The sequence below is a fragment of the Alicyclobacillus tolerans genome (genome assembly GCF_048984885.1).
In the GTDB taxonomy this organism is placed as follows: Bacteria; Bacillota; Bacilli; order Alicyclobacillales; family Alicyclobacillaceae; genus Alicyclobacillus_I; species Alicyclobacillus_I tolerans.
Genome location: NZ_JBMGNK010000002.1, coordinates 2,400,414 through 2,422,567, shown reverse-complemented (window position 1 = coordinate 2,422,567; position 22,154 = coordinate 2,400,414). Strand labels below are relative to the sequence as shown.

Sequence of the window (22,154 nt, the reverse complement as noted above, 5' to 3'; positions counted from 1 at the left end):
TGGTGAAGAAGGTGAAATGGTTGAAAGAAATTGAAGAAAATATAGACAATCTAACACATGATCAAGTTTTAAAACTCATCCGAGCAGTAAAGTTTTCCAGAGATAATTTTTATCGCATCGAGGAGCAGGCGTATTACGACAACTATGAGGATTTTTACGAAGTCCATGCCGATGCCTTCTATGCTTTGAAATCATTGGAAAAGGAAGGTTTTTAATGGCTGAAAAAAATGTAGAACTCGATCTCTCGCAGATTCTTCCAAAGAAAATTATTGTGAGGCTTAAAGAGAATCAGTTTTTGTGTGAAACCTGTCAAGGTCTGAGTTTAATTTTGAGCAAAAATTCAACTCAAGGTGATGGTTTTAACACATGCCACCTGTGTGCGGGCAGAGGTTATTTTGAAAAATGTAATTTTTGCGGAGAATTGAAAGATTGGCGAACGTTTCACAACTGCCAAGGTGTACAAGAAAATCTCAAAAATAATCGCAATCAGAAAACAGAAGAAAAATGGGACAAAGCCAAAAAAATCACTTACGCCGAGGCGTGCAAAAGTTTGGAAATGGTGAATATAGACGACGAATTTCTTCCTGTGTCTGAAACCTTAGATTTCATTGCCTTGCTATGGGCACACCGAGGAGAAAAAGTGATCCCGAAAGTATGGGGCGTTAAAAAGGTTTCTATCTCCTTGTGTGCAGAAGACATCATTGAATTAGAGTTGGAAGATTTGTGTGAAGATGTGTTCGTTCAGCCAAAGGACATTGAAGATTTGCAGGCGTTTTTGGACGAGTGGTGTAACCGTCCATCCGTTCGAGATTCGACAACCTGTTACTTTCGTGATGAAAAACTGGGGATCGTCATTACCGAGGAAGAAGTCGAAAAAAGGTTCAACGAGTTGGCTGTAGAGCAAGCACAGTTTGATATTAAACAAGGGGATGGTTTCGATGCCGACTCCATATGTTGCGAAAAAACAAACATACCTAACATTGGACGAGGAGCATACTCGTACTGTGTATCATCCAGCGATTAAACGAGACGGAGAAAGAGTGTTCAGCTATTTTCTTGACGAAAATACAGAAAGCGGTTTGATCGAGTATGACAATGCCGAAGAGGCTCTACGCCATGCCGTTGAACTTTTTCAACATTATACCGACAGAAGTAGGGTGGGGAAAAGTGACGACAAATTGGAAAAACATTAAAAACGGGAAAAAATACACAATGTTGCATGAAGAAGTTAGGCATTCGGAGACTTTAGAAGATTTGGTGGTTTATCGTGCGCCAGATGGCTCTGTTTGGGCGAGACCGAAAGAATTGTTTTTCCAAAAGTTTGTTCCTGCAAACGATGTTGAAGACTCGACATTGAATTCTACATGTAAAAAAGAATTGGTTGATGAATTACATGCGGAAACAGAGAAGTCATTTTGGCAAGAAAAAGAGATAGAACGATTAAAAGAAGAGATAAGAGAATTGAAGAGATCAGAAGAAGAAATATGGCAGTTAGAAAAAGAAATATAGGGCATGTAGAAAAAGAAATAAGGGATTCGAGGTTGGGTGAAGCCTTGAAAATAGCAATTGTAGGTTCAAGAAACTTTCCTCATCGAGAAAAGATTGAGGACTATATCAAAAATTTGGATAAAGATATCATCATTGTTTCGGGTGGTGCAAGAGGTGTTGATGCTATCGCCGAGCAGACGGCGCGGCAACTGGGTTTGAAAACGGAAATCTATCCTGCGGACTGGAAAAAATACGGTAAATCCGCAGGATATAGAAGAAACATACAAATTGCGGAAGCGTTAGATCGCATTGTCGCGTTTTGGGACGGAAAAAGCAAAGGAACCTTTCACACGATAGAAATTGCCAAGAAACAAGGAAAACCAGTAGAAATCGTAGGGGGCGAAGATCAAGGTGGACTTTCTGAGCAAAAAAACTGACGAGCACAAAAACGAAAGACGTGTTGTCCCGTTCTATTGCAATAGGTGCGGGCATGCTTTACAAAATCTTGAAGATGGAATCGCTATAGACAAAGAGTTTATTGAGGTGGGTTTCGAATGCGTCTGCCCGTCTTGTGACCGAGTATACGAGCACGCCGATTTTAACTTCACACTTTCGACGTACCGCAAAGAAATGGAACGTCTGAAAGAACGCAACAGTAATTTGGCGTCTGTCGTTGGTATCTTCCGAGCGCAAAACAAGATTATGCGGGAAGCGTTGGAAGTGATATCGAGGGGCGCGGCAGACGCCAACGGACAGCATCATCCCATGACTATGGAAGCACGGGACGCGCTTGAACACATCGACAAAACGATGGAATCTTTCGACAATTCCATTCAACCTTCACAAGACCAACTTGTCACAGAAAAAAATGTCCCGCCAAAGACGCTGATTTGGGAAGCTATCATCACCGAACGCCAGCGACAAAACAGGCTTCATCCGTCATGGCATGGCAACGATCATGGACTGGTTGTACTTGCTGAGGAATTTGGGGAAGTCGCCAAGGCGTTGTATGAATTGAAGAAAACGGGGAGTGCTGAATACTACAACGCCTGTGACAAGACCGAATGGGGAGAGGAAATCGACTTTCGCCTGCGTGAGTTAAAGGACGAATTGATACAAGTGGCAGCGGTTTGTGTGCGGTGGTTGGAAAATATCGAGGACGCAGCCGTGCTTGTGTATGAGTGAATGGTGATCTCATACCTCAACAGTTTTATCTTGGCGCAGGATATCGCCGGTAAGCTGCAGTACACCCTTCGTGAGGGGTTAACTAAAGTGAAGTGAGGTGGTGGGGAATGATTATTCAAGAAGTACTACGGGGGGATAGGAAGTGGGGAGTGGTATGTGGCGACAATCTTGACGTACTCCAATCGATGCCGGACGAGTGCGTTCAATGCGTAATAACGTCGCCACCATACTGGGGTCTCAGAGATTACGGTGTGGATGGACAGATCGGACTTGAAGAAAATCCAGAGAAATATATTAGCCGTCTCGTAGATGTGTTTCGTGAGGTGCGAAGGGTGTTGAGGGGCGACGGAACCCTTTGGCTGAACTTGGGCGATAGTTACTGGGCAAATCGTTCAAAAAAATGGTCGTTCGTGGGAAAAACAGGAAAGCCCGAACTTCATATGCTAAGAAGCGACGGAATCAGTCATCCATTTCTAAAACCCAAAGATTTAATCGGCATTCCGTGGCGCGTGGCGTTTGCACTACAGGCAGATGGATGGTACTTGCGTAGTGACATTGTATGGGCCAAACCGAATGCGATGCCGGAGAGTGCGACCGATAGACCAACTCGAAGTCATGAATACATCTTTCTACTCTCTAAGTCGCGAGAGTATTACTACAATGGGGAAGCTATAAAGGAAGAGGCAGTGAGTGGGGACCCGAATAGCCCGCGTGGTTCCGTTGGTGTGTTGGGTAAAACCATGAATAGTGGACGTAGGAAGCAAGATGAAGTAGGTAAACGCCAATATACCGGTTTTAATGATCGTTACAAACCTTTAGAGAAGCGCAACAAGCGCGATGTATGGACTATTCCCACATCGCCATATCCAGGGGCACATTTTGCTACTTTCCCTCCTGCTCTTGTAGAACCCTGTATCGTAGCTGGCGCTCCCGAGTGGGGTGTCGTACTGGACCCATTCAACGGTGCAGGTACGTCTGGTCTCGTCGCGACTAGGTGTGGACGGCGGTACATCGGCATCGAACTTAATCCCGACTATGTGGAGATTTCCAAGAGACGAATTATTGCGGACGCACCCTTGATCAACGGAGTTGACACTCCACACGGCTAAAGCCGTGGGATTGTCATGATGGATGCCAAATGCAAGTCCTGTAATGGATCGTGTAGGGATACCTGTGCACTCTTGGAATTCTACACACACTTTGAAGTGCCTGCGTTTGATGAAACGCATCCGAATTGCCCGTATGCCATGATTCGCTAATTTTTCGATAGGAGCGTGGTAGGCGAAATGCAAAATCTTCGACAGCATCGAAGGCGAGTAGCCAAGATTATCAACCAAGCAACTGCGGAGGATTTCCACTCGCAAAGTGGCAAAAGAGGAATGAGTTTTGAATCGCTGATCAACGCAAGCAATGCTCTGTACCGCCAGAAAGGATGGGCTGTGGTGGATAAAGTTGCTACGCCGTTCCGGCAAGTCGGCATCCATAAAGGTGGTGTGTTTTTGGCAGTGCGCGATCAAGCGTCCACTGTCGACTATTACGGGTGTTTCCAAGGTCGAGCTTTAGTTTTTGAAGCCAAGTCCACGCGAGAAACTACACGCTTGCCTCACGATAATTTTCATCCGCATCAAATCGAGTATCTTCGAGATGCCTTGCAACAAGGGGCGATTGCCTTTTCGCTCATCGAATTTGCCAAACTGGATGAGACTTATCTCTTGCCTGCCCAATATCTTGTGGATTCGTGGGAGAAGGGATTGGTGGGAGGTCGCAAGAGCATCCCTATCGAGCATATGCGCATGTTCGGAACCGAAGTCCATCCTGGGCGAGGTATTCCGCTAGACTATCTGGCAGTGGTTCAGCAATTGTGGAAGCGTGTGGATGCGACAAAAGAAAAAAACAACGAATTCGACGCGTAGGACACAAACGCCAAAATTCCACACATTCTCGCGCTCAAATGTATACAAAAATCAAATATAGAAATGGTATAATATTCTATATACGAATATTTTTATCCACAATCTGTGGATAAACCTTGTGGATAAAGGTGGGTGGTGGGGGAAGTGGAAGCTCTTGAACAGCGTAAAGTCAGGTACGTCACGGCACCTCTTGACTTGGGTTTGCCTTCGAAGAAAGACGTAGAGGACAAGGCGATCTCTGTGTTGGCGGAGTACCGCACGCTTGGCTCAGATTTGAAGCTGGCCCGCTTACAAGCGTCTGGCGATCACTTGCCCGTGGAGCCTCGTGTCACCGCTGCGCTGGCTTTGGAAGAGGATGATCCGGAAATTCTGTGGAAACTCCAGACCGAACCACTGACCGACTTGCAATCACAAATGGCTCAAATTCTTTCAAAATATATCAGCAAGGATAAATATACTTACGCAACGAGAAAACGCGTCTACAGTCAAGCTAGAGGCATTTCCTGCGAAACCACCACCGAACAAGAATGGCTGGACAGTTTTATACACATGCTCAAAGAACGCCTGGATGCGGAAGAGGAATATCTGCCTTGGACAAGCACGGAGAAGATTGCGCTTCGGAGAGAGCCGTGGATTGAGCGTGCGAAGGCCGAAGTCCAAAGGCTTGAACAGATCGACGCTGCTGTCACTCCCGTCCTGGAGCACATGAAGCAGGAGTATGCGGATGCCTACTATCTGCTGTGGTATCAATACGTGCAAGGGTTGAGCGTGATGCAAGTGCGGGACATATTAGGACGAATCAAGTTTGGTGTCGACAATCCCATGACGGAACGGGAACACCGAACCTTGCGTGACAAAAGTATGAGAAAGTTTTGCGATCTTTGCCCGCGTCTGATGAGTTTGCAAACGAGAGAGCGGAGGTCTAAACGTGGCCCGCGTGGGTGAATGTGCTGATCTCGTGTTCTTTCGTTGACTAACGGTCTTTGTAGCGAGTGTACCCAAAACCCAACGTCAGTTTTCTGACAGATTATCGAGCTTTTTTCGCAGTAAAATCACAGTATCAAACCCGTACAAGCTCTTGTTTCAACCCGCATGGATTCATGCGGGTTTTTTGTATGCGGAAAGGGGTGGATGAATTTGGAGATTGCTATAGAAGCCACGCAAGACAAACACCCGTGTGAAGAAGGGCACAGGTGTTTGTATGGGAATTTTTCGGGGAAAACGTATGTATGCCCGTTTGCGAATTGTGTCCTGACCAAGTTTGAGGATGAAGCTGATGGCACACAATTGCTCGATACATTGACGGGCCTTTGGAGCGCGTTCAAGCCACAGCCAGTGCCTGTAGAAAAGCCCGATCCGGTGGATGAGTGGTACGATCGGTGGCTCAAAGAGCAAGGTTTCGGATTCTATGCAAGACTGATGTCTAGCCACGACACCTACACCACGAAAACAGGCGGAAAGATTGTGCAGAAAAGAAGAGAGAAATCGTGAGAGGCGGGGATTGGGTGAAAAAGACCGAAAGTGAGTACGCAAATCAATTGAGACGTTTCAGAATTTTGTTCAATATTTGTTGGGCATTTGTAGTTTTGATATGGGTGTTAGGTGTGACCTATGCGGTGTACATCGTACACAAAGAACAACAACTTAATACGCATGGAAACGAGGCGGGCGTGCATGAGAATTTCTAAAAAACACAGCACAGTGCAGATCGCAAGAAAAATTTTGTCCGCTTTGGAAACTAATCCTGCCTTTGAGATGCATGCGATAGGCAAGGATGCGCTGCTGGTGGCTACGCTCGCTCTCGAAAAAGCGCAAGAGTGGCAGCACACCACGTTTCCTGTCGTACACAGTCGCTACGTGACAGAGACAAAGAAAGGCGAACAAGAAGTGCATGTGTTGGTTGTGTATCGCTAGTTGGAGATAGTTCCTTTAGGTGTGTGGAGTGGTCATGCGACAAGATGCCCCCGCTGTTGATTCAACCCAGTAAGGCAGGATTCCCCTACTTCTAAGCAATAGCATAAGTGGGGGAGGAATGCCGTTTTCTTTGTTTGTTCAGTAAAACTAATGGTAGAATATACTCACTGAAAGGTGGTGAGTAAGCATGGAATTGGTTCGTACAATACGATTGAAACTTCTGGTATCCCCAGAACAGAAGCAAGCATTAGATACGACTTTGACAGCCAATCGAAATGCCCTCAATTTCACCAGCAAAGTTGCCTTTCAGAATGGTGGGTTGTCCGCTTTTAAGAAACTACAACAACTGGTGTATAGACAGTTACGAGAAGACTTCGGACTCAAGTCGCAAATGGCTTGTAATGTGTGTTCGGCTGTTGCAAGTACCTACGCCAGTGCAAAGAGTAATAAGAGGATGAAATTGTCCTCGTTCTCTCACAGCAAATTGGTGTATTCATACAATCGAGACTATACGGTAGAAACAGACAAGCATAGCGTCTCCATTGGTACACTTGACAAACGTATCAAGGTTCCGTTCCTTGTGGGGGAAAACTATCTGCCCTATCTGCTGAGTCCAGATTGGCTGTTTGGCTCTGCGGAATTGGTTCCGACCCACAAAGGTTACTCTCTGCATGTAACGGTCAAACGTGCCATAGATGAACCGAATCTGACAGAGTGCGATGCCATGATCGGCGTAGACCGTGGCATGAACTTCTTGGCTGTTGCAACCAATCAGGATAACAAAACGATGTTCTTCAAGGGACGCTCGATCAAGGAAAAGAAAGCCAAGCTCGTTCGTCAACGCAAAGACTTACAGCGCAAAGGCACTCGTTCTGCAAAGCGGAAACTCAAGAAACTTGCAGGGCGAGAAAACCGTTTTATGACGGACATCAACCATCAAGTCGCAAACGAAGTCATTAAGTTTGCCAAAGCATCAGGCAGTAGACCTTGCATCGTTTTGGAAGACCTGACCAACATCAACATGCGAACCACGGTTCGGTTACGAGATCGGTATTGGAGGTTTTCTTGGGCATTCGGACAACTGGAATCCATCATTCGGTATAAAGCCGTAGCAGAAGGGATTCCTGTACTGTCGGTGTCTCCAAAGTATACCAGCCAAAAGTGTCCAAAGTGTGGTCATACCGAAAAGGAAAATCGAGACAAGAAAAAGCATTGGTTCGAGTGCCGCAAATGCCATTACAAACTGAATGATGATTTGGTCGGTGCAAGAAACATTCGTGACCGTGGTAGAGAGTGTCGCCATGAGATCGAGATTACAAGTGCATGACACTTGTAATCGGGCTGTGTGTCAGCCAGCCTATGGTAGCGATTGTGTGCGACTTCGGTTGCCGTGACGTGGGAGGCGAAAGCCATTTACCACTAGATCAGTTACAAGCTCCCGCCTCTAAGCGTTAGCGTAGGCGGTGAGTAGTTGACGAAGAAGTGCAATCTTCCCTGCGCAAGGGAGAATGCGTAATTTGATACCAAGTTTCAGAATCGAGCGAAGAGAAAAAACCATAACTAATTTGCGAAGCAAACTTTTTAAGCGCAGGCACATCTTGCTCTGCAATAAATATCCGCGAACCCTTGCGCAAGTCCCGACGATAAGGAGGGAATGGGATGGGAATTTTTCGTCGTACTTCATCGGTTGTTTTTTCCCAGAAAGCCACCCAACGTTCCATAGCAGCACGCGAGACATTTAATTCCGTTTCTATTTGTCCCAGAGACAAATATCTCACACCGTCCACGGTGACGGACATATCCCGCTTGCTTTTTTTAGCTTTAGACATATAGATATCACCACTTTTAGAACATTTTTGTAAAGAAATGTCGAACAACCTGCTATTTCTCAGGCTTTAAGCCTTTTAGCTCAGCTTGCAGTTCAAAAGGATCGTGCTCAGGGCGAACATCTTCTGGCAGATCGAGATCGGTATAGTAGATACCGAATTCTGAGCACCGCCCGCCTTCCATCCCCACTTCATCGCTAGAGCACACTGTGCCGTCCTCGCAAACCCACGTGCTGTAGAAAGAGTGTTCGGACAACACGTCAAGGTCTGTATATTCGTCAAAGTGTTCTGTAAGTTCGTTGGTAATTTCACCACGCATTGATTTGGGGCATCCCAAAGAAGCGAGCGCGTCCCTCAATCGTTCTTTAGCGTCCTGCCGATCTGGAAAAAGGATACCCGTTGTCGGGCAATAGGCAGTTTGACCATCATTGACGGCTGCGATTTTGTCGCCACGTTCTCTCGCGATCTGAATTAGGCGTTCTAGGCTCATGATTTTACCTCCCATGGATGTTGGCTTTGAGAAACCCCGCTAGATGCGGGGAAAATCAAACGTTTCCTCTCAGTTTGTCGAGCTCGCTTTCAACTTTCATATTAGGTCGTCCCCTTTCATTCCTTTACAAGGGCAATTTGCTCTGAAATGTATTCAATCGCTTCGTCCAGATCAAAAGTCAGTGCAACATCGCCATCGATCAACTCCATGCACTCTTTGACGTATGCTTCTAGGTCGCCCTTTTCTTCGTGTTCGATGAAAGGATCGATCCAATTCGTTGATCCGTCATTAAAAAAGTCAGCAGGTGTGTCGTAGACATCTATATCTCCACCGCAATTTTCGGCAAAAAAGCTGTTCAGTTTGTCTTGGGTAGACTTAGCCGCCACATGCTCGTTGTGTAAAAATTGCAAGTCGCGCATGGCTCCGATGACCGCCCTATAAATCATCTCTCCCGAGCAGTTCGGAGCAATCGGAAAGCGGATGGTACGACCATGATAGACCGATTCCGGCACTCCATTTCCGATCTCGGTGCTGTAGTCAGCCGAAACGTTCCCGTATTCATCCAGTGCGATAAAAGCAGGCTGAACGTCGTACTGACCTTGGTAGTGCATGTATACGGGGATTTTTTCGTACCGAATGGCCTCGATGCGTGAAATGTTGATTTCTGTCATGATTATCGTCTCCCTTTTTAATGGTTTTTGTCGTCTCTTGGTGTTGCTTTTATTATAACACATGTTGCGTTTAATATGCAACCATCAGATTCAGAAAAGATTTTTTATTTTTTATCAATGAAGCCTAGGTTCTCTCTCTTTAGTCCATTTTGTGACCGTCATTTAATTGTCGGTTTATTTCTGATGTAGAGCGATAAAATCCAAGTATCCGCATAAATGTTCATCTTAAAAATTCTGATTTTTTAATACGGGGGCAAGCCTATGGAAATTATGAAATTGAAAATTTCTGACATAAAAAACGCAGAGTACAATCCACGGAAAGATTTGAAGCCTGGAGATAAAGAGTACGAGAAGCTCAAAAAGTCCATATTGGAATTTGGATATGTCGATCCTCTGGTTTGGAATAAAGAAACCGGAAATATTGTTGGAGGCCATCAGAGGATTAAGATACTCAAAGAAATGGGCTATGAGGAAGTTGAGTGCTCTGTTGTGAGTTTATCGAAAGAAAAAGAGGCAGCGCTCAACATTGCTCTAAATAAAATTTCCGGGGAATGGGATTTACCGAAGCTCAAAGATTTATTGGTAGAGTTGGATACAGGGGAATTCGATATTGAGATAACTGGATTCGACGAGACTGAATTGGCTGTTTTGTTATCTGACGTTGGTGATGATGAAGTGAAAGAAGATGATTTCAACGAGAAAGAAGCAGTCGAAAAAGCCCTTGACACAACAATAACTTCGGGGGACGTTTATATTTTGGGGCAACATCGGTTAATTTGCGGAGATTCCACGGACTCTTTTTTTGTTAAGAAGCTTATGGATGGATATTCCGCTGATATGTGTTTTACAGATCCTCCTTACAACGTGGATTACACTGGGAAAACAAAAGATTCATTGAAGATCAAAAACGATAAAATGAGTGATGATCAGTTTAGAGGTTTTTTGGAGGATGCTTTTTCAAGAGCATATGAGGTGATGAAACCTGGCGCTCCAATTTACATTTGTCATGCGGATTCCGAGGGGATCAATTTCAGAAGCGCTATGGTTGCTTCTGGTTTCGAACTAAAGCAATGCATCATATGGGTTAAAGATGTTTTAGTGATGGGCAGGCAAGACCATCATTGGAAGCATGAACCTATATTGTATGGATGGAAAAAGGGCGGCAGCCACAAGTGGTATGGCGGACGAAAACAAACGACTGTGATCGATCATAAGACGGGGATTGCTGTAGAAGAAAAGGAAGACGGTTTTGTGTTGAATTTCAATGTTGAAAACGGAAAATCAGCGGCTATAAAAGTGAAGCAATTTGAGGTGATTCACCCAGGAGAAGATGAACAAACCACCATCTGGCGCGTTCCCAAGCCTGCCAGAAATGGTCAGCATCCTACAATGAAACCAATATCGCTGGTGGCAAGAGCTTTAAAGAACTCATCTCGAGAAGGAGATGTCGTTTTAGATTTGTTCGGCGGATCAGGAAGCACATTGATGGCTTGCGAGGAAATGAAGCGCCATGCAAGAGTGGTTGAGTTTGACCCTGTATACTGTCAAGTCATTATTGATAGATGGGAAAAATTTACAGGTAAGAAAGCGGTGAAAATAGGTTGAATACTCCAAAAGGACGACCATTAAAATTGACCGATGATCTCCAGAGGAAAATCGTGGAAGCCATACGCGCGGGTAATTACATTGAGACCGCTGCTGCCTATGCGGGTGTCAACAAATCGACCATCTACGATTGGCTGAAGCGCGGGGCGCGTGGTGATGGTGCGGAATTTGTTTCTTTTTCCAACGCTGTAGAAAAGGCGTTGGCTGAAGCGGAAATGCGCGACGTTTTAATTATCGGGAACGCAGCAAAAGAAAACTGGCAGGCTGCGGCGTGGAGGTTAGAGAGAAAGTTCCCTGAGCGCTGGGGCAGGAAAGATCGGATGAACATTCAAGCGGACGTAAATGCCAAGGTGGTGTTCGTGGATGACCTTGGAGATGAGTCAGAAGAAGATCAGTCTTAAGGAGGTTGTAGGATCGGGGTACGAGACGTTTTGGAGATTTCGTGGACGCTATCGAGTGGTGAAAGGCGGTCGCGCATCCAAGAAGTCCACAACATCTGCCTTATGGCACATTTACCACATGATGAAGCACGCAGACGCGAATACTCTGGTAGTGCGCAAGACCTACAACTCCCACAAGGATTCCACGTATGCCCAGCTGAAGTGGGCGATTCATCGTTTAGGTGTCTCCCACTTGTGGCAAGCCAAACTCAGCCCACTCGAAATCGTGTACCTTCCTACTGGGCAGAAAATCCTTTTTCGCGGTCTGGACGATCCCATGTCCATCACATCCATTACTGTGGACAAGGGATACCTGTCGTGGGTTTGGATCGAAGAAGCATATCAGATAAGCAACGAGGAAGATTTCAACAAACTTGACTTGTCCATTCGCGGCGAGACGGGTGATTTACCGAAAATATTTACCTTGACGTTCAACCCGTGGAACGACAAGCATTGGCTCAAAAAACGTTTTTTTGATGTGGAGGGCGACGATAATATCCTTGCTCTTACCACCAATTATATGTGCAATGAGTTTTTGGGCGAGGATGACCGCAATCTTTTTGAATGGATGAAAGAGCGTAGTCCCAGGCGTTATCGCATTGAAGGCTTAGGGGACTGGGGTATAGCGGAAGGTGCGATCTATGAGAATTGGCAGGAGTGCGAGTTTGACTGGCGCGAGATAGCCCAACGAGAAACAGCCCAGGCTTGTTACGGATTGGATTTCGGATATGCCACGGACCCGACAGCTTACATCGCCGCCATCGTCGATCCTCCCGCGCGAGAGTTGTACATCTTCGATGAACATTATCAACGGGCGATGACCAACGATAAGATCGCCGACATGTTGAAATATAAAGGTGTCGAAAAGGAACGCATCATTGCCGATTCCGCCGAACCTAAGAGTATTGATGAAATCCGACGGATGGGCGTTCGTCGGATTCAACCAGCTGACAAAGGGCGAGACAGCGTCCTAAACGGTATCCAATACATCCAACAGTACAAGATTAATGTGCATCCTCGATGTGTCAACACGATCATGGAGTTGGGGAATTATGTTTGGGATACCAAGGATGGTCAGGCAGTCAACAAACCGATTGATGAATACAATCATCTCATGGACGCGCTACGATACAGTCTAGAGCGTGTGCAACGTAGGAGGGATAGCGTGCTAATCAAGCCGCAGGACAAGTCACAACAGCCAGTTATATCGCCCGTCGAGAGTCTAGTCTCATCCGATGTCGCGACCACCATTCCTGCACCGATGGCGGTGGCGATTAAAAAAGGAGCTATGCTACCGGAACCGCCGGAGAAAAAGCAGTCGAAGAAGTCTAAGCGACCCGTTTGTCCCCACTGCGAGAAGTCTTATACACGCCAGCGTGGCAATAGCTTTTATTGCGAGACGCACGGTTGGCAAGGGAGTGTAGGGATCCCGGATGAGTTTGTTGTGAAAAAATGACCGTCAGTTTCTTGTCGGTTTATAGGGTTGGAAACGTGCTAAGATGGCAAGGTGTGAAAGTGTGGATACGGATGAAAGTGCGCCGCTTGCTGTAAAGTAGGTGGTTTTTTTTATGCTCACTTTCGATGCGATATTGCGTTGTTAGAGCAAAAACAAAATACAAGATAAAGAATATACACGCGCATCGAAATGCCGTTTTCTCCTTATGTCACAAGGGATTTCGGTTTTTTGGACCATGGGGGAAAAAGCACATGGTGCATGGGGGAAAAAGCACATGGTTTTGGGGGTGAAAAGGTGAAAGTTGGAAACGTTCGTAAGCGGCATGTCATCGAGAGTGTTGAGCGTGCAGGAAATAGCGAGTTTCACACTTTGCGCGATGCCGATACGGACGAAGTGATAGATCAGTTTTGGATGCGCCGTCAAAGCAAACCATCGGGACGGCCTGCGCCAAGACAAAAGAATTCATTCAAAAAGGTTTACGATGCAAATTTTGATTACCTTGTGGACAAAGGGATACTGAGCAATGCGGAATTCGGTGTGTTTATGAAATTGATGCGTTTTTTAGATTGGGAGTCGAATTATCTTATACATCCGATTAACGGTTCTAATATGACAGGCAGCCAGATTGCCAAATGGATCAATATGGATACCCATGACCTGTTGGAGTATATGAACCGCTTGAATGCTAAGGGTTTAATCATGATTGTGAAACGTGGGGGCAATGGTTACGCAAATCACTATATTTACAATGTGGATATTGCGTTCCGTGGCAATAAGATCAAGGACATTCGTCAGGTGGATCATTTTCGTGGCGAGTGTCCTTTCCATTCTCCCAAAAAGGTGAAGTACAAACCGAGGATTGATGATGAGGAGTGAGTATTGATGTGTGAACCGTTGGATTTTTATGGACTTGAAAATCTTGAAGGCGAACCGGAAGAACCGATTGTGGGAATGGTCAAGCAAATAAAGAAATTTTGGGATTTTGAAGTTAAGTTCACAAACGAGGGAGAATTCCACACAGTATGCCATTGTGGGAAACCTGTTCGAATCACTAAACGCGGAGAAACATTCACATGCGATTGTGGTTGTTGGTGGTCGTTGAAAACAGATGGGAATCTTAGGTTTTGGTATGGAAGTGAATGTTTGATCAATCTGTATCTTCAATCAAAAGGTTTAACATCAAAAAAGCCCAAGTTACACTTCCGAATCCATGGGGTTTTGGAAACGGAGTCTAGTAAAACGGGATGGCTAGATGATTTCGTGGATTGGTTGGAATCGCGCGAAGAAGTGTTTGGTGGTTACATATCGGATGATGAAGATGTGCCTGATGACGAGAACAAGGAAACCTGGGCAATTATCAAAACGCTCAAGATTGAAGATGGCGAGGATGAGGTTTTTGGATACGAAACTGTCGTGACAGGTATAAGCCCTACGCAAGCAGGGCGTTTGATAGATCATTTGTGCAATCTTGATCCGCAACATCATTATCAGTTGTTGAGATGCTACGAAAAGCTCTGACGGAAGATCCGGGTTGAATTGAGTCTGAAGGGGTTGTGGATGGATGGAGAAAAGCGATTTGGAATTGTCGGACGATACGTTTGAAATGGTTAAAAAGCTGGTGGATTTATATCCATTGTGGGACTATCACGGCATCGTCGGTTTGGATGGTGCATTTCGTGTGGGGTGCCATTGTGGAGAACGCATCGAATTAAAACAAGGCAGCAAGCACGTCTGTGTATGTGGTTGTCAATGGCTTTTCGAACATCCTGGATTTATGAGGTTCTGGTATGGAGAAGATTGTTACAAGATGCTGTGTTCTAAATTGGGTGATGAGAATGTTGACCTGTCCGATGTTCTGGAAAATCAGGGACATTGTTATTGTGTGCGCGGGAAAAAATCTGATACCGATGATGGATTGTTCAGTTTGGGTGGAAATGTGTACGGTTGGGTGCAGGCTAAGGTTGGAGATATAGTGCAATCGTTAAAACATCCTTTTGTGCAAGTAGAAGTCAACGAATTGGATGAACATTTTTATATAGGGCGCGTCCTTGAGGATGCTGGCGCTTACGAAAAAGATCAGTCTATTTATATTTCCAAAAAACCAGTTGGGATTTTTAGAAAAGCCGAGGTATCCGAATTGGTATGTAATCCCGATATGGGGATAGGTGCATTGGTTGTTTGTAAAACGACGGACGATAGGATTGAAGTGCGACCTGCCGAAAAACAGGATGCGGAAAGTAAGATTTTTTTAATGCATGGCGAGTATATCGTCTATGCCACTCAGGTGAAAAAGCCATGCTGAAATCGGTCTACTTCAACCTGTTTGCGTTGCTAATTTGTTCTGCGTTGTTGGTGTTCAACGTCCTCACTCGCGAATGGTATCTTTTCGCTTTGGATATTGTCGTTTGGCTTGCTTGGCTCCACCTGACGATGTGCGGATACAGCGCGTATCGGTTCAGGCAAGATAGCGTCATTTTTGATCCCGAAAACATCCTGAGTGAATCAGAACAGGAAGCCGTTCTGAAAGCGCCCGAATTGGCAGAAGCTGCTGAAACGGTAGCAAGTATCCGGCAGGTTCTATTCGGACTGCGCTTTGGTGGTTTTTCTGCTTTGTCTATCGAGTACGACGCGTCGGCTCGGATGTATCGGATTCGAATGTTGCGAGACGGCAGTATTCTGCGTTTTTTCCGAAAGAAGATGATGGAGGACGCTGTGTTTGATAGCTTGGAAGAAGCGGGGATATCGATTTGGAATGTGGCTGTGATGGTGTACTAATGCGGGATGGAGTGGGACGATTGAGTGAATCAGGACAAAATGTTTCGAGACTGCGAAAGGAATCTCTGGAAGAAGAAAGTCAGCGCAGGATTCGTATTGGGGATCGACTGATTGATGCGCCAAAGTACGGTGAAGTCATTTTGACTTACCACGACGGTCAGTTGCGATACGTGGAGAAGCGAACAAAAGAGAAGGTGGATTGATGATACTAAAGGGTAAAATCGATCTAACGGGCGTAGCGTATTTTTGTTCCGATCCTTGCCTCCTAACAATGGATGGGGAAGTGATCGGTTTGTGCAAAGTAGAAAGGGACGGCACGGTGTTGATAGAAATTCCTGATAGCTATTTCCCCTTGTTAGCACAAAAGGTGGAAATACCAATAGGGAACCTTTTAGAGAATTCAGCCGAAGAATTTTCCGATCTTGCGAATTTTATAAAGGAAAATCAATCCGATAAAAAAATAGACCCGCACGGCGCACCGATTCTAACAGAAGAAGAAGTACGAAGAATCTTTCGATTGAACAAATTTGGAATTATGCTTAACAAACTAAAAGAACAAATTGACATCCCTGATGATTGTGTTTCCTTCTGGATTGAATGGAAAATTCGGCCAAGTAATAAACAGTACTGTGTTGGAGAATGGACGAATGAAACGGGAACGTCTCGATTCGAAATATCAGAAAAATACAAATCAGACGAGCTTTACAATTCGCTGAATCGGGATTTTGTGATGCCTGAACGCGCAGAATGTGTATTTTTGCGTGCCGTTAAAGATGAATCAATCACGTTTGAAAGTCAAGGTCAAATTTGGCCTAGATATTAAAACCTACCTTACACAAGGCGGTCACTTAGTCTCCTAGGAATGTTTCTAGGTGCTGAGTGGCCGCCTTTTTTGTGTTAAGACTTTGAGGTGTTGCAAATTGAGGGACATACAACCTTTGCACGTAACGCTTACGTGGCAGGATTACCAAGCCTTGATTCAACGAAAGATAGATGCAGATACGATAGCTCAGTTTGCGCTTGTAAAATTGCTCCAATCACAAAATGGGAATTTTCGTGTAGTGAAGCCGGATTTGGATGAAGTGAATCGGTTTGAAGTGGAGTACATCGAAACTGCGGAAGCTATCGAATTTCAGATTAGAGAGGCTGGATGAGGATTGACAACAACATACACAGCAACGATTCAGGTTGCTAGCCGTGATAAAGTATCAAAAGTTGCACAGGACTTAGCGCGTGCGCTGAGGCTCACATCTGTCGTTGTAGTTTCATGCGCGGGCAAGGATTCGATAAGCACAGCAGTAAAGGCCATTGCGGCTTTAGAGCATTTTGCTCCTGGCGTCATTGCGAAAATATGTTTTTCCAAGCGTCCTTTTGGCGATATAGAGAACTTTACATTTGTAGATTTCACCGTTGAAAAGGTGGCGACAAATCTTGAGTGAAAAGGTGGTCAAGTTTCGTAGAAAAGAAGAAGAGTTGCAAGAGGCTTTTGTGACATTGGCCAATCAAGTACAAGCTCTCCAAGATACAGTTTTATTGCTGAATCTGAATCTGACTGCCGTGGTTCAAATTTTAGAGGAAGGTCGACCGATTACCAAGAGTGGTGTCGAAAAACGGGCACAGACGTTGTTGCGTCAATTGCAAGAAGAGTGGTCAAAATTGGATGAATAATATCGATTCACGTCAGGGGGGTAAGGCGGTGAAAAAGTATGCCATCTATTGATATTCGGAGGAGATCGAAAGAAGATGTTCCGCAGCGCAGACGTTCTGTCATTGTATCTCCAGACTGGAAGTTTTCACCGCCTGGCTCCCGCTGGGGCGGTTTTACTCTTTCTTGGAATCAGTTACGTCAACTCGCCAGGCTTTCTCCTACAGTGCAAGCTATCATTGCTTTGCGTCAGTCACAGGTGGCTTCCTTCATGCGTGCTCCAAGGCACAAAGGAGATCGTGGCTTTGAGATCATTCGCGCGGATGGTCAGGATATGACAGAGCACGATGAGAAGATCGCTCATTATGTATTTGAGTTTTTGATGCGAACAGGCAGACAAAGAGTGTGGGATAGAAAAAGCATGCCTGGTTGGGCCAAAGAGTTAGTGAATGATGTACTGGTAATCGGAGCGTCGACGACTGAACTGGTTTATGACGAAGACGGACGGTTGTCGGAGTTTTGGGCGATAGACGCAGGGACGATAGAACTCCAGTGGGCGGAGCGATACATCCCGACCACACGCTACGGCAAAGACCTAGATCAACCTGTACGGTATGTACAAGTCGTCGATGGGCAGATCGAGACCGAGTACGCCGAAGACGAAATCATGTATCTGTATCTTAACCCATTGACCGACATCACTCGCGGCGGGTATCCGATGTCACCGACAGAGGCTGCGTCCGACTGGCTCGCAGCTGAGGTGCTTGCGCTTCAGTACAACAGTAACTATTTCGATCACGGAAGTGTACCACCTGGCATCCTCGCTATTGTGGGCAACATGAGCGAAGAAACGCTCCAAGAGTTGAACGTCATGTGGGAAACAGACGTGAAGGGTGTTGTCGGGCAACATAAGCCAGTGGCTCTTAGTCTTGAGCCGTCACAAAACGGCGGTTCATCGATCCAGTGGCTTCCGATGAAAAATTCAAACCGAGATATGGAAATGGGCGATTTCTTAGACAAGCTCACCACTAAGATTGCTTCCATTTTCCTTGTTGATCCGGTGGAGTTAGGTCAGCGTTCGGCGGCCAACAGCGGAGGTATCAGCGCTTCGGACAATACCGATAGCAAGATCGATCTATCTCGAGATAAGGGCCTTATTCCTTTCCTGGACATGATTGAGCAAGGCATCAATGAGTTTTTAATGACTAAAATTGCGCCAGGTTATGTTTTTCGCTTCACAGGCATCAACGCTGAAGATGAAATGCAAAAAGTAAAATTTTTGAACGAGCAGATGGCAGGCGGGGCAATTACTGTAAGGGAATGGAGAAAGGCTATGGGGTTGGATGAAGCGCCGCCGGGCACTCCGAATGATGCCAAATGGTTGGACGCTCCTGCTAATCCTGCTCTATTGCAAATCTGGATGCAGGAAAACGGTATAAATGCTTCATTGGGCATGAAGCAAGAATCACAAATGGCTTCCGAAGAATCAGAGAGTGACGAATTGGCGAAGTCATGGATGGTGTATGGTCATGGCTGATACACCGCGTTTTTTGGATTGGGAGAAAAGACTGAAAGAATTAGCGAGAGATAACAGTGAAAGCATCTGGCCTGATTCTGAAATGGAGTCTCTGGAGCGCAATATTTTGAGTGAGGCATCGCGTAGTGCTTCGCGGTGGTTGTTAAGAATTTGGCTGCAGTCAAAGATGCCTTTGAAATATAGAACAGAAAAGACATTCGAGCGTTTACTAGATGAGAGTGACGACGATGCGGTTGATCTGGATGATGTTGTTAAGCAGATCGAAGAAGCACAACAGATTGGAAGAGATCAAGCGCGAGAGGATAAGAAAAAACCTGATAAAGGCCCATGGGTAGATGTTCCTCAGCGACCAAAGCGCATCCTCACAAGCAGACTAAAGGTGGATAAAACAGCTGAATGGATGGCACGCCAATCGGCAGCGTCTAAAATGCGCGAATGGGCAGAAGGTATGCGCGAAGATGTGCGTTGGCAAGTGGTGCAGGCGATTCGCGAAGGTCTAACGCCCGCTGATTTAGCGAATCGTTTGGAAGAAAGATGGGATCGTTACGGGCAAAACTTCCAAATGATCGCCGTGACGGAAATGTCGATGGCGTACAACGATGCCGTCTTAGATGCGCTGAAAGATGATTATGTGGTTATACCACCTATGAACGATGACAAGGTATGTCGATATTGCGCAAGGTTGTTGGAAGGCAAGGTGTTTTGGGTATCTCCACACCCTATTCCGAACGCCACGAAACAAGAAAACGAACAATATATGTGGGTAGGTAAGAGCAATGTGGGGCGCAAGCAAAAGGATTGGATACCTTGTGTTCCTCTCCATCCGAACTGTCGCCACATCCTCGTTCGGTATCGTGGCGGTAACCCTTACAACTACAGGCCGAAAAGAGGATGAATCATGAAAAGCCATGCCGATATATTCTTGCATGTATCCCATGCGTTTGAGGGCGATTTGGAGCGTAGGAGAAATCTTTATCGCTCGCATCTACACTACTTCACGCCAGATGATACCGTGGTCGACATAGGATGTGGCGATGGTATCTGGCTTGAATTGCTTCGTGATGCAGGTATTCGCGGCGTCGGTGTGGACCAAGACCCTGCAAAGAGATCGATTTGCAAGTCTAAAGGATTGGACGTATTGGATGCAGCGAATTTCGATATGATTGGAAATGCGTTGACGGCATTTCATTTGGTCGAACACCTAGAACCCATGCAGGTCATCGAACTGTTGAGTAATTGGCGGTGGAACAAAATCCTAATTATCACACCCAACATTGAACACCCATCCGTTCATGGAACCTTTTGGAAAGATATTAGTCACGTGAGACCTTATCCATCCTGCGTTTTGGTTGAGATACTTAAAGAAGTCGGCATGAACAGTGTGGAAGCCACTACACAAGCGGACGGTTGGGACGTGGTAGTCTACGGCGAAAGGAGCAGAAAATGACTTGAGAATCTTGGTGTGGGGCGATGCAGGAGCGAACACGGGTTTTGGCGTAGTCACGCACAACTTAGGCGTTCGTTGGTGCGCGATGGGCCACGAGGTCTCTATGCTGGCTATCAATTATCGAGGAGATCCGTGGGACGCGCCTTACAAACTCTATGCAGCCTCCAAATATAGCATGGCAGACTTGTTGGGCCTTGGTCGGTTACAAGAGGTCGTGAGTCTTGTCAAGCCAGATGTGTTGTTCGTTGTCAGTGACTTGGATGTGGTGCTCAAAGGATTGCAACAGCTTGGAACAAATCGAAAATTGCCTGTAGTAGCCTATGTGCCGATTGACGGGGATAAGATGCCTGATGAATGGTATGAAGCGATTCGCCAATGCACTTATACCGCAGTGCAAAGTCATTACGGAGCAAAGACTGTCAAACATGAAAGCGGTCTGGATACAATACCTGTTTGGCATGGTGTAGAGCACGACAAGGTATTTCCTGTTTCGGAGGATAGGCCGCTTATCATCGGTCAAGAAAACTACACAAGTCGAGGACAAATCCGCAAAGCACTTGATGTGGATGAGAAATTTGTGGTTTTGGCTGTCAACCGAAACAACATCAGAAAAAATTATCCTGACACGTTCAAAGCGTTTGCTGAGTTTCGTAAACGGCATGAGGATGCGCTGCTGTGGGTGCATGCGGTAGCTCATGATGAGGGTGGCAATCTACACACCCTAGTTGACCGATACAAACTTGGCGATAGCGTGAAAATCAGCGATCCTAGAGACACCTTCCTTGGTGCGCCTAAAGAACTCCTCACAGCCTATTACAATGCCGCAGACGTGAAAATCAGCACGAGCATGGGTGAGGGATTCGGTCTCACAGATGCCGAGGCCCTCGCATGCGGTTGTCCTGTGATTGCTCAGGACTGCTCTGCGACAACGGAAGTGGTCGGAGATGCAGGCATCTTAGTCAAGCCACAGCGCCACTTCACCACGGCGCGGATGAACGATCTGCGATTACCGGATGTCGCAGGGTTTGTGCGTGCCTTAGAGCGTATTTATCGTTCTCCTTCCTTGCGAGAAACCCTATCGAAGAAAGCGGTAAAACAATCCGAAAAGTTCCAATGGGACGATGCGGCATCGAAATTAGAGGAGTTGATGCAGAGTGCCATCCAAAAAGGTCAGGATCGCATTTCCTCTGCATAAATCCTGGGGCGATGCTGGCGTAGAACCGATTGCCAACGCTCCCCATCGCGGACAAAGAGCCAGTGAACAATTGAATGAGTGGGCCGCAGAGGACACGCAAAACAGCGGCGTAGACGTGTACACATTCTATCGACGTCTGCTTGGTCAAGATGCAAAAGAAAACTTGTCTATCGAAACGCTAGAGGCGAATCCCGAGGGGTCGGTCTACCTGGTATCGGACGGAGAGCGAACATTTAAAGTTTATGTACCGCGTGTAGGCACACCGAGACTTCTGAAAGCGTTGGTCACGACCTACACGCCAGCCGCGAACGCGGTATGGTCCATTTTACGGCTTAAAGGTGGCTATCGCGGGCGACCGAAGGATGGCGTTGCTCACATCAGGGGTTGTAAGGTGACGGTGCGCGGTCATGATGTTGTCATTGAGGGCGAGAATGCCCATGAATTATTGCGTTTTATCACATCACATCTGAAAGACATGATAACCACAGACGCATGGGTTGGCGGTCATATGCAATTGGGGCAACCCTCTATGACTGCGCCTGCACCGTTAGGTTCATAGGAGGGATT

The 22,154-nt window shown here is 46.1% G+C and carries 32 protein-coding genes; 29 read left to right on the top strand and 3 right to left on the bottom strand.

The features are described from left to right. Window positions 1–20 precede the first annotated feature (20 nt). From ACOJUR_RS12345 to ACOJUR_RS12290, 12 genes are all read left to right on the top strand, one after another. Window positions 21–215: a hypothetical protein gene (locus ACOJUR_RS12345; protein WP_420950164.1), complete on the top strand. Its 195-nt coding sequence runs from the start codon at window positions 21–23 to the stop codon at window positions 213–215. Continuing rightward, window positions 215–1,024: a hypothetical protein gene (locus ACOJUR_RS12340; RefSeq protein WP_420950163.1), complete on the top strand. Its 810-nt coding sequence runs from the start codon at window positions 215–217 to the stop codon at window positions 1,022–1,024. Before ACOJUR_RS12345 ends, ACOJUR_RS12340 begins: the two co-directional genes overlap by 1 nt. A 92-nt stretch (window positions 1,025–1,116) precedes the next feature. Continuing rightward, window positions 1,117–1,509 carry a DUF1653 domain-containing protein gene (locus ACOJUR_RS12335; protein ID WP_420950162.1) on the top strand — a complete coding sequence of 131 codons (393 nt, stop codon included), beginning with the start codon at window positions 1,117–1,119 and terminating at the stop codon, window positions 1,507–1,509. Continuing rightward, window positions 1,485–1,925: a DUF2493 domain-containing protein gene (locus ACOJUR_RS12330; protein ID WP_420950161.1), complete on the top strand. Its 441-nt coding sequence runs from the start codon at window positions 1,485–1,487 to the stop codon at window positions 1,923–1,925. Before ACOJUR_RS12335 ends, ACOJUR_RS12330 begins: the two co-directional genes overlap by 25 nt. A gap of 106 nt (window positions 1,926–2,031) precedes the next feature. Beyond that, on the top strand, window positions 2,032–2,673 hold the full coding sequence (locus tag ACOJUR_RS12325) for a nucleoside triphosphate pyrophosphohydrolase family protein (RefSeq protein ID WP_420950160.1): 642 nt from the start codon (window positions 2,032–2,034) through the stop codon (window positions 2,671–2,673). 185 nt (window positions 2,674–2,858) lie between these two features. Further along, window positions 2,859–3,782 (top strand): DNA-methyltransferase, encoded by a 924-nt coding sequence (locus tag ACOJUR_RS12320; RefSeq protein WP_420950550.1) that lies wholly within the window; start codon window positions 2,859–2,861, stop codon window positions 3,780–3,782. A 15-nt stretch (window positions 3,783–3,797) separates the two neighbouring features. Beyond that, window positions 3,798–3,932: a DUF5651 domain-containing protein gene (locus ACOJUR_RS12315; RefSeq protein WP_420950159.1), complete on the top strand. Its 135-nt coding sequence runs from the start codon at window positions 3,798–3,800 to the stop codon at window positions 3,930–3,932. A gap of 27 nt (window positions 3,933–3,959) precedes the next feature. Beyond that, the gene (locus ACOJUR_RS12310; RefSeq protein WP_420950158.1) at window positions 3,960–4,586 is read left to right on the top strand and encodes a Holliday junction resolvase RecU; all 627 of its coding nucleotides are present in this window, start codon (window positions 3,960–3,962) and stop codon (window positions 4,584–4,586) included. A gap of 135 nt (window positions 4,587–4,721) precedes the next feature. After that, complete coding sequence (locus ACOJUR_RS12305) at window positions 4,722–5,531, top strand: hypothetical protein (protein ID WP_420950157.1); 810 nt, start codon at window positions 4,722–4,724, stop codon at window positions 5,529–5,531. A 186-nt stretch (window positions 5,532–5,717) separates the two neighbouring features. Beyond that, the gene (locus ACOJUR_RS12300; protein WP_420950156.1) at window positions 5,718–6,077 is read left to right on the top strand and encodes a hypothetical protein; all 360 of its coding nucleotides are present in this window, start codon (window positions 5,718–5,720) and stop codon (window positions 6,075–6,077) included. Between the two features lie 183 nt (window positions 6,078–6,260). Continuing rightward, on the top strand, window positions 6,261–6,500 hold the full coding sequence (locus ACOJUR_RS12295) for a hypothetical protein (RefSeq protein WP_420950155.1): 240 nt from the start codon (window positions 6,261–6,263) through the stop codon (window positions 6,498–6,500). A gap of 187 nt (window positions 6,501–6,687) precedes the next feature. Then, a complete protein-coding gene (locus ACOJUR_RS12290; protein WP_420950154.1) occupies window positions 6,688–7,827 on the top strand; it encodes an RNA-guided endonuclease InsQ/TnpB family protein in 1,140 nt (379 codons plus the stop codon). A 124-nt stretch (window positions 7,828–7,951) separates the two neighbouring features. Here ACOJUR_RS12290 and ACOJUR_RS12285 read toward each other — a convergent pair whose 3' ends face one another. The 3 genes from ACOJUR_RS12285 to ACOJUR_RS12275 all read right to left on the bottom strand — a co-directional run bounded on the left by ACOJUR_RS12285 (window position 7,952) and on the right by ACOJUR_RS12275 (window position 9,487). After that, window positions 7,952–8,329 carry a hypothetical protein gene (locus ACOJUR_RS12285; protein WP_420950153.1) on the bottom strand — a complete coding sequence of 126 codons (378 nt, stop codon included), beginning with the start codon at window positions 8,327–8,329 and terminating at the stop codon, window positions 7,952–7,954. Window positions 8,330–8,381: 52 nt separating this feature from the next. Then, window positions 8,382–8,816 carry a hypothetical protein gene (locus ACOJUR_RS12280; RefSeq protein WP_420950152.1) on the bottom strand — a complete coding sequence of 145 codons (435 nt, stop codon included), beginning with the start codon at window positions 8,814–8,816 and terminating at the stop codon, window positions 8,382–8,384. Between the two features lie 116 nt (window positions 8,817–8,932). Beyond that, window positions 8,933–9,487, bottom strand: a complete 555-nt coding sequence (locus ACOJUR_RS12275; protein WP_420950151.1) for a hypothetical protein — start codon at window positions 9,485–9,487, stop codon at window positions 8,933–8,935. 261 nt (window positions 9,488–9,748) lie between these two features. On the opposite strand from ACOJUR_RS12275, the gene ACOJUR_RS12270 reads away from it, so the two are divergent. The 17 genes from ACOJUR_RS12270 (at window position 9,749) to ACOJUR_RS12190 (ending at window position 22,146) form a co-directional block, all read left to right on the top strand. Continuing rightward, window positions 9,749–11,092, top strand: coding sequence for a site-specific DNA-methyltransferase (locus tag ACOJUR_RS12270; RefSeq protein ID WP_420950150.1), 1,344 nt, complete (start codon window positions 9,749–9,751; stop codon window positions 11,090–11,092). A gap of 26 nt (window positions 11,093–11,118) precedes the next feature. Then, a complete protein-coding gene (locus ACOJUR_RS12265; protein ID WP_420950149.1) occupies window positions 11,119–11,493 on the top strand; it encodes an IS630 transposase-related protein in 375 nt (124 codons plus the stop codon). After that, on the top strand, window positions 11,456–12,988 hold the full coding sequence (locus ACOJUR_RS12260) for a PBSX family phage terminase large subunit (protein WP_420950148.1): 1,533 nt from the start codon (window positions 11,456–11,458) through the stop codon (window positions 12,986–12,988). Before ACOJUR_RS12265 ends, ACOJUR_RS12260 begins: the two co-directional genes overlap by 38 nt. A gap of 258 nt (window positions 12,989–13,246) precedes the next feature. Beyond that, window positions 13,247–13,864: a hypothetical protein gene (locus ACOJUR_RS12255; RefSeq protein WP_420950147.1), complete on the top strand. Its 618-nt coding sequence runs from the start codon at window positions 13,247–13,249 to the stop codon at window positions 13,862–13,864. A 6-nt stretch (window positions 13,865–13,870) separates the two neighbouring features. Beyond that, window positions 13,871–14,506, top strand: coding sequence for a hypothetical protein (locus tag ACOJUR_RS12250; protein WP_420950146.1), 636 nt, complete (start codon window positions 13,871–13,873; stop codon window positions 14,504–14,506). A gap of 43 nt (window positions 14,507–14,549) precedes the next feature. Further along, window positions 14,550–15,290 (top strand): hypothetical protein, encoded by a 741-nt coding sequence (locus ACOJUR_RS12245; protein ID WP_420950145.1) that lies wholly within the window; start codon window positions 14,550–14,552, stop codon window positions 15,288–15,290. Next, window positions 15,284–15,763: a hypothetical protein gene (locus ACOJUR_RS12240; RefSeq protein WP_420950144.1), complete on the top strand. Its 480-nt coding sequence runs from the start codon at window positions 15,284–15,286 to the stop codon at window positions 15,761–15,763. Before ACOJUR_RS12245 ends, ACOJUR_RS12240 begins: the two co-directional genes overlap by 7 nt. Continuing rightward, entirely contained in the window at window positions 15,763–15,966 is a 204-nt protein-coding gene (locus ACOJUR_RS12235; protein WP_420950143.1) for a hypothetical protein, read from the top strand. The genes ACOJUR_RS12240 and ACOJUR_RS12235 overlap by 1 nt, the downstream gene beginning before the upstream one ends. A 68-nt stretch (window positions 15,967–16,034) precedes the next feature. Further along, window positions 16,035–16,586, top strand: a complete 552-nt coding sequence (locus ACOJUR_RS12230; RefSeq protein ID WP_420950142.1) for a hypothetical protein — start codon at window positions 16,035–16,037, stop codon at window positions 16,584–16,586. A 97-nt stretch (window positions 16,587–16,683) separates the two neighbouring features. Then, window positions 16,684–16,917: a hypothetical protein gene (locus tag ACOJUR_RS12225; protein ID WP_420950141.1), complete on the top strand. Its 234-nt coding sequence runs from the start codon at window positions 16,684–16,686 to the stop codon at window positions 16,915–16,917. A 3-nt stretch (window positions 16,918–16,920) separates the two neighbouring features. Beyond that, entirely contained in the window at window positions 16,921–17,202 is a 282-nt protein-coding gene (locus ACOJUR_RS12220; protein WP_420950140.1) for a stage V sporulation protein S, read from the top strand. Further along, the gene (locus tag ACOJUR_RS12215) at window positions 17,195–17,431 is read left to right on the top strand and encodes a hypothetical protein (protein ID WP_420950139.1); all 237 of its coding nucleotides are present in this window, start codon (window positions 17,195–17,197) and stop codon (window positions 17,429–17,431) included. The genes ACOJUR_RS12220 and ACOJUR_RS12215 overlap by 8 nt, the downstream gene beginning before the upstream one ends. Before the next feature lie 38 nt (window positions 17,432–17,469). Continuing rightward, window positions 17,470–18,945 carry a phage portal protein gene (locus ACOJUR_RS12210; protein WP_420950138.1) on the top strand — a complete coding sequence of 492 codons (1,476 nt, stop codon included), beginning with the start codon at window positions 17,470–17,472 and terminating at the stop codon, window positions 18,943–18,945. Continuing rightward, a complete protein-coding gene (locus ACOJUR_RS12205; protein ID WP_420950137.1) occupies window positions 18,938–19,840 on the top strand; it encodes a hypothetical protein in 903 nt (300 codons plus the stop codon). The genes ACOJUR_RS12210 and ACOJUR_RS12205 overlap by 8 nt, the downstream gene beginning before the upstream one ends. Before the next feature lie 3 nt (window positions 19,841–19,843). Then, the gene (locus tag ACOJUR_RS12200; protein ID WP_420950136.1) at window positions 19,844–20,392 is read left to right on the top strand and encodes a class I SAM-dependent methyltransferase; all 549 of its coding nucleotides are present in this window, start codon (window positions 19,844–19,846) and stop codon (window positions 20,390–20,392) included. A 1-nt stretch (window position 20,393) separates the two neighbouring features. After that, window positions 20,394–21,587, top strand: coding sequence for a glycosyltransferase (locus ACOJUR_RS12195; RefSeq protein WP_420950135.1), 1,194 nt, complete (start codon window positions 20,394–20,396; stop codon window positions 21,585–21,587). Continuing rightward, entirely contained in the window at window positions 21,547–22,146 is a 600-nt protein-coding gene (locus ACOJUR_RS12190) for a hypothetical protein (RefSeq protein ID WP_420950134.1), read from the top strand. Before ACOJUR_RS12195 ends, ACOJUR_RS12190 begins: the two co-directional genes overlap by 41 nt. Window positions 22,147–22,154 lie beyond the last annotated feature (8 nt).

Bases quoted from the DNA above. Each gene is read 5' to 3' on its own strand.
- ACOJUR_RS12235 (WP_420950143.1), top strand. From the start codon at position 15,763: ATGCGGGATGGAGTGGGACGATTGAGTGAATCAGGACAAAATGTTTCG.
- ACOJUR_RS12200 (WP_420950136.1), top strand. From the start codon at position 19,844: ATGAAAAGCCATGCCGATATATTCTTGCATGTATCCCATGCGTTTGAG.
- ACOJUR_RS12255 (WP_420950147.1), top strand. From the start codon at position 13,247: ATGGGGGAAAAAGCACATGGTTTTGGGGGTGAAAAGGTGAAAGTTGGA.
- ACOJUR_RS12320 (WP_420950550.1), top strand. From the start codon at position 2,859: ATGCCGGACGAGTGCGTTCAATGCGTAATAACGTCGCCACCATACTGG.
- ACOJUR_RS12240 (WP_420950144.1), top strand. From the start codon at position 15,284: ATGCTGAAATCGGTCTACTTCAACCTGTTTGCGTTGCTAATTTGTTCT.
- ACOJUR_RS12245 (WP_420950145.1), top strand. From the start codon at position 14,550: ATGGAGAAAAGCGATTTGGAATTGTCGGACGATACGTTTGAAATGGTT.
- ACOJUR_RS12205 (WP_420950137.1), top strand. From the start codon at position 18,938: ATGGCTGATACACCGCGTTTTTTGGATTGGGAGAAAAGACTGAAAGAA.
- ACOJUR_RS12295 (WP_420950155.1), top strand. From the start codon at position 6,261: ATGAGAATTTCTAAAAAACACAGCACAGTGCAGATCGCAAGAAAAATT.
- ACOJUR_RS12290 (WP_420950154.1), top strand. From the start codon at position 6,688: ATGGAATTGGTTCGTACAATACGATTGAAACTTCTGGTATCCCCAGAA.
- ACOJUR_RS12310 (WP_420950158.1), top strand. From the start codon at position 3,960: ATGCAAAATCTTCGACAGCATCGAAGGCGAGTAGCCAAGATTATCAAC.
- ACOJUR_RS12275 (WP_420950151.1), bottom strand. From the start codon at position 9,487: ATGACAGAAATCAACATTTCACGCATCGAGGCCATTCGGTACGAAAAA.
- ACOJUR_RS12250 (WP_420950146.1), top strand. From the start codon at position 13,871: ATGTGTGAACCGTTGGATTTTTATGGACTTGAAAATCTTGAAGGCGAA.
- ACOJUR_RS12300 (WP_420950156.1), top strand. From the start codon at position 5,718: ATGAATTTGGAGATTGCTATAGAAGCCACGCAAGACAAACACCCGTGT.
- ACOJUR_RS12280 (WP_420950152.1), bottom strand. From the start codon at position 8,816: ATGAGCCTAGAACGCCTAATTCAGATCGCGAGAGAACGTGGCGACAAA.
- ACOJUR_RS12335 (WP_420950162.1), top strand. From the start codon at position 1,117: ATGCCGTTGAACTTTTTCAACATTATACCGACAGAAGTAGGGTGGGGA.
- ACOJUR_RS12260 (WP_420950148.1), top strand. From the start codon at position 11,456: ATGACCTTGGAGATGAGTCAGAAGAAGATCAGTCTTAAGGAGGTTGTA.
- ACOJUR_RS12230 (WP_420950142.1), top strand. From the start codon at position 16,035: ATGGATGGGGAAGTGATCGGTTTGTGCAAAGTAGAAAGGGACGGCACG.
- ACOJUR_RS12330 (WP_420950161.1), top strand. From the start codon at position 1,485: ATGGCAGTTAGAAAAAGAAATATAGGGCATGTAGAAAAAGAAATAAGG.
- ACOJUR_RS12270 (WP_420950150.1), top strand. From the start codon at position 9,749: ATGGAAATTATGAAATTGAAAATTTCTGACATAAAAAACGCAGAGTAC.
- ACOJUR_RS12315 (WP_420950159.1), top strand. From the start codon at position 3,798: ATGATGGATGCCAAATGCAAGTCCTGTAATGGATCGTGTAGGGATACC.
- ACOJUR_RS12285 (WP_420950153.1), bottom strand. From the start codon at position 8,329: ATGTCTAAAGCTAAAAAAAGCAAGCGGGATATGTCCGTCACCGTGGAC.
- ACOJUR_RS12210 (WP_420950138.1), top strand. From the start codon at position 17,470: ATGCCATCTATTGATATTCGGAGGAGATCGAAAGAAGATGTTCCGCAG.
- ACOJUR_RS12340 (WP_420950163.1), top strand. From the start codon at position 215: ATGGCTGAAAAAAATGTAGAACTCGATCTCTCGCAGATTCTTCCAAAG.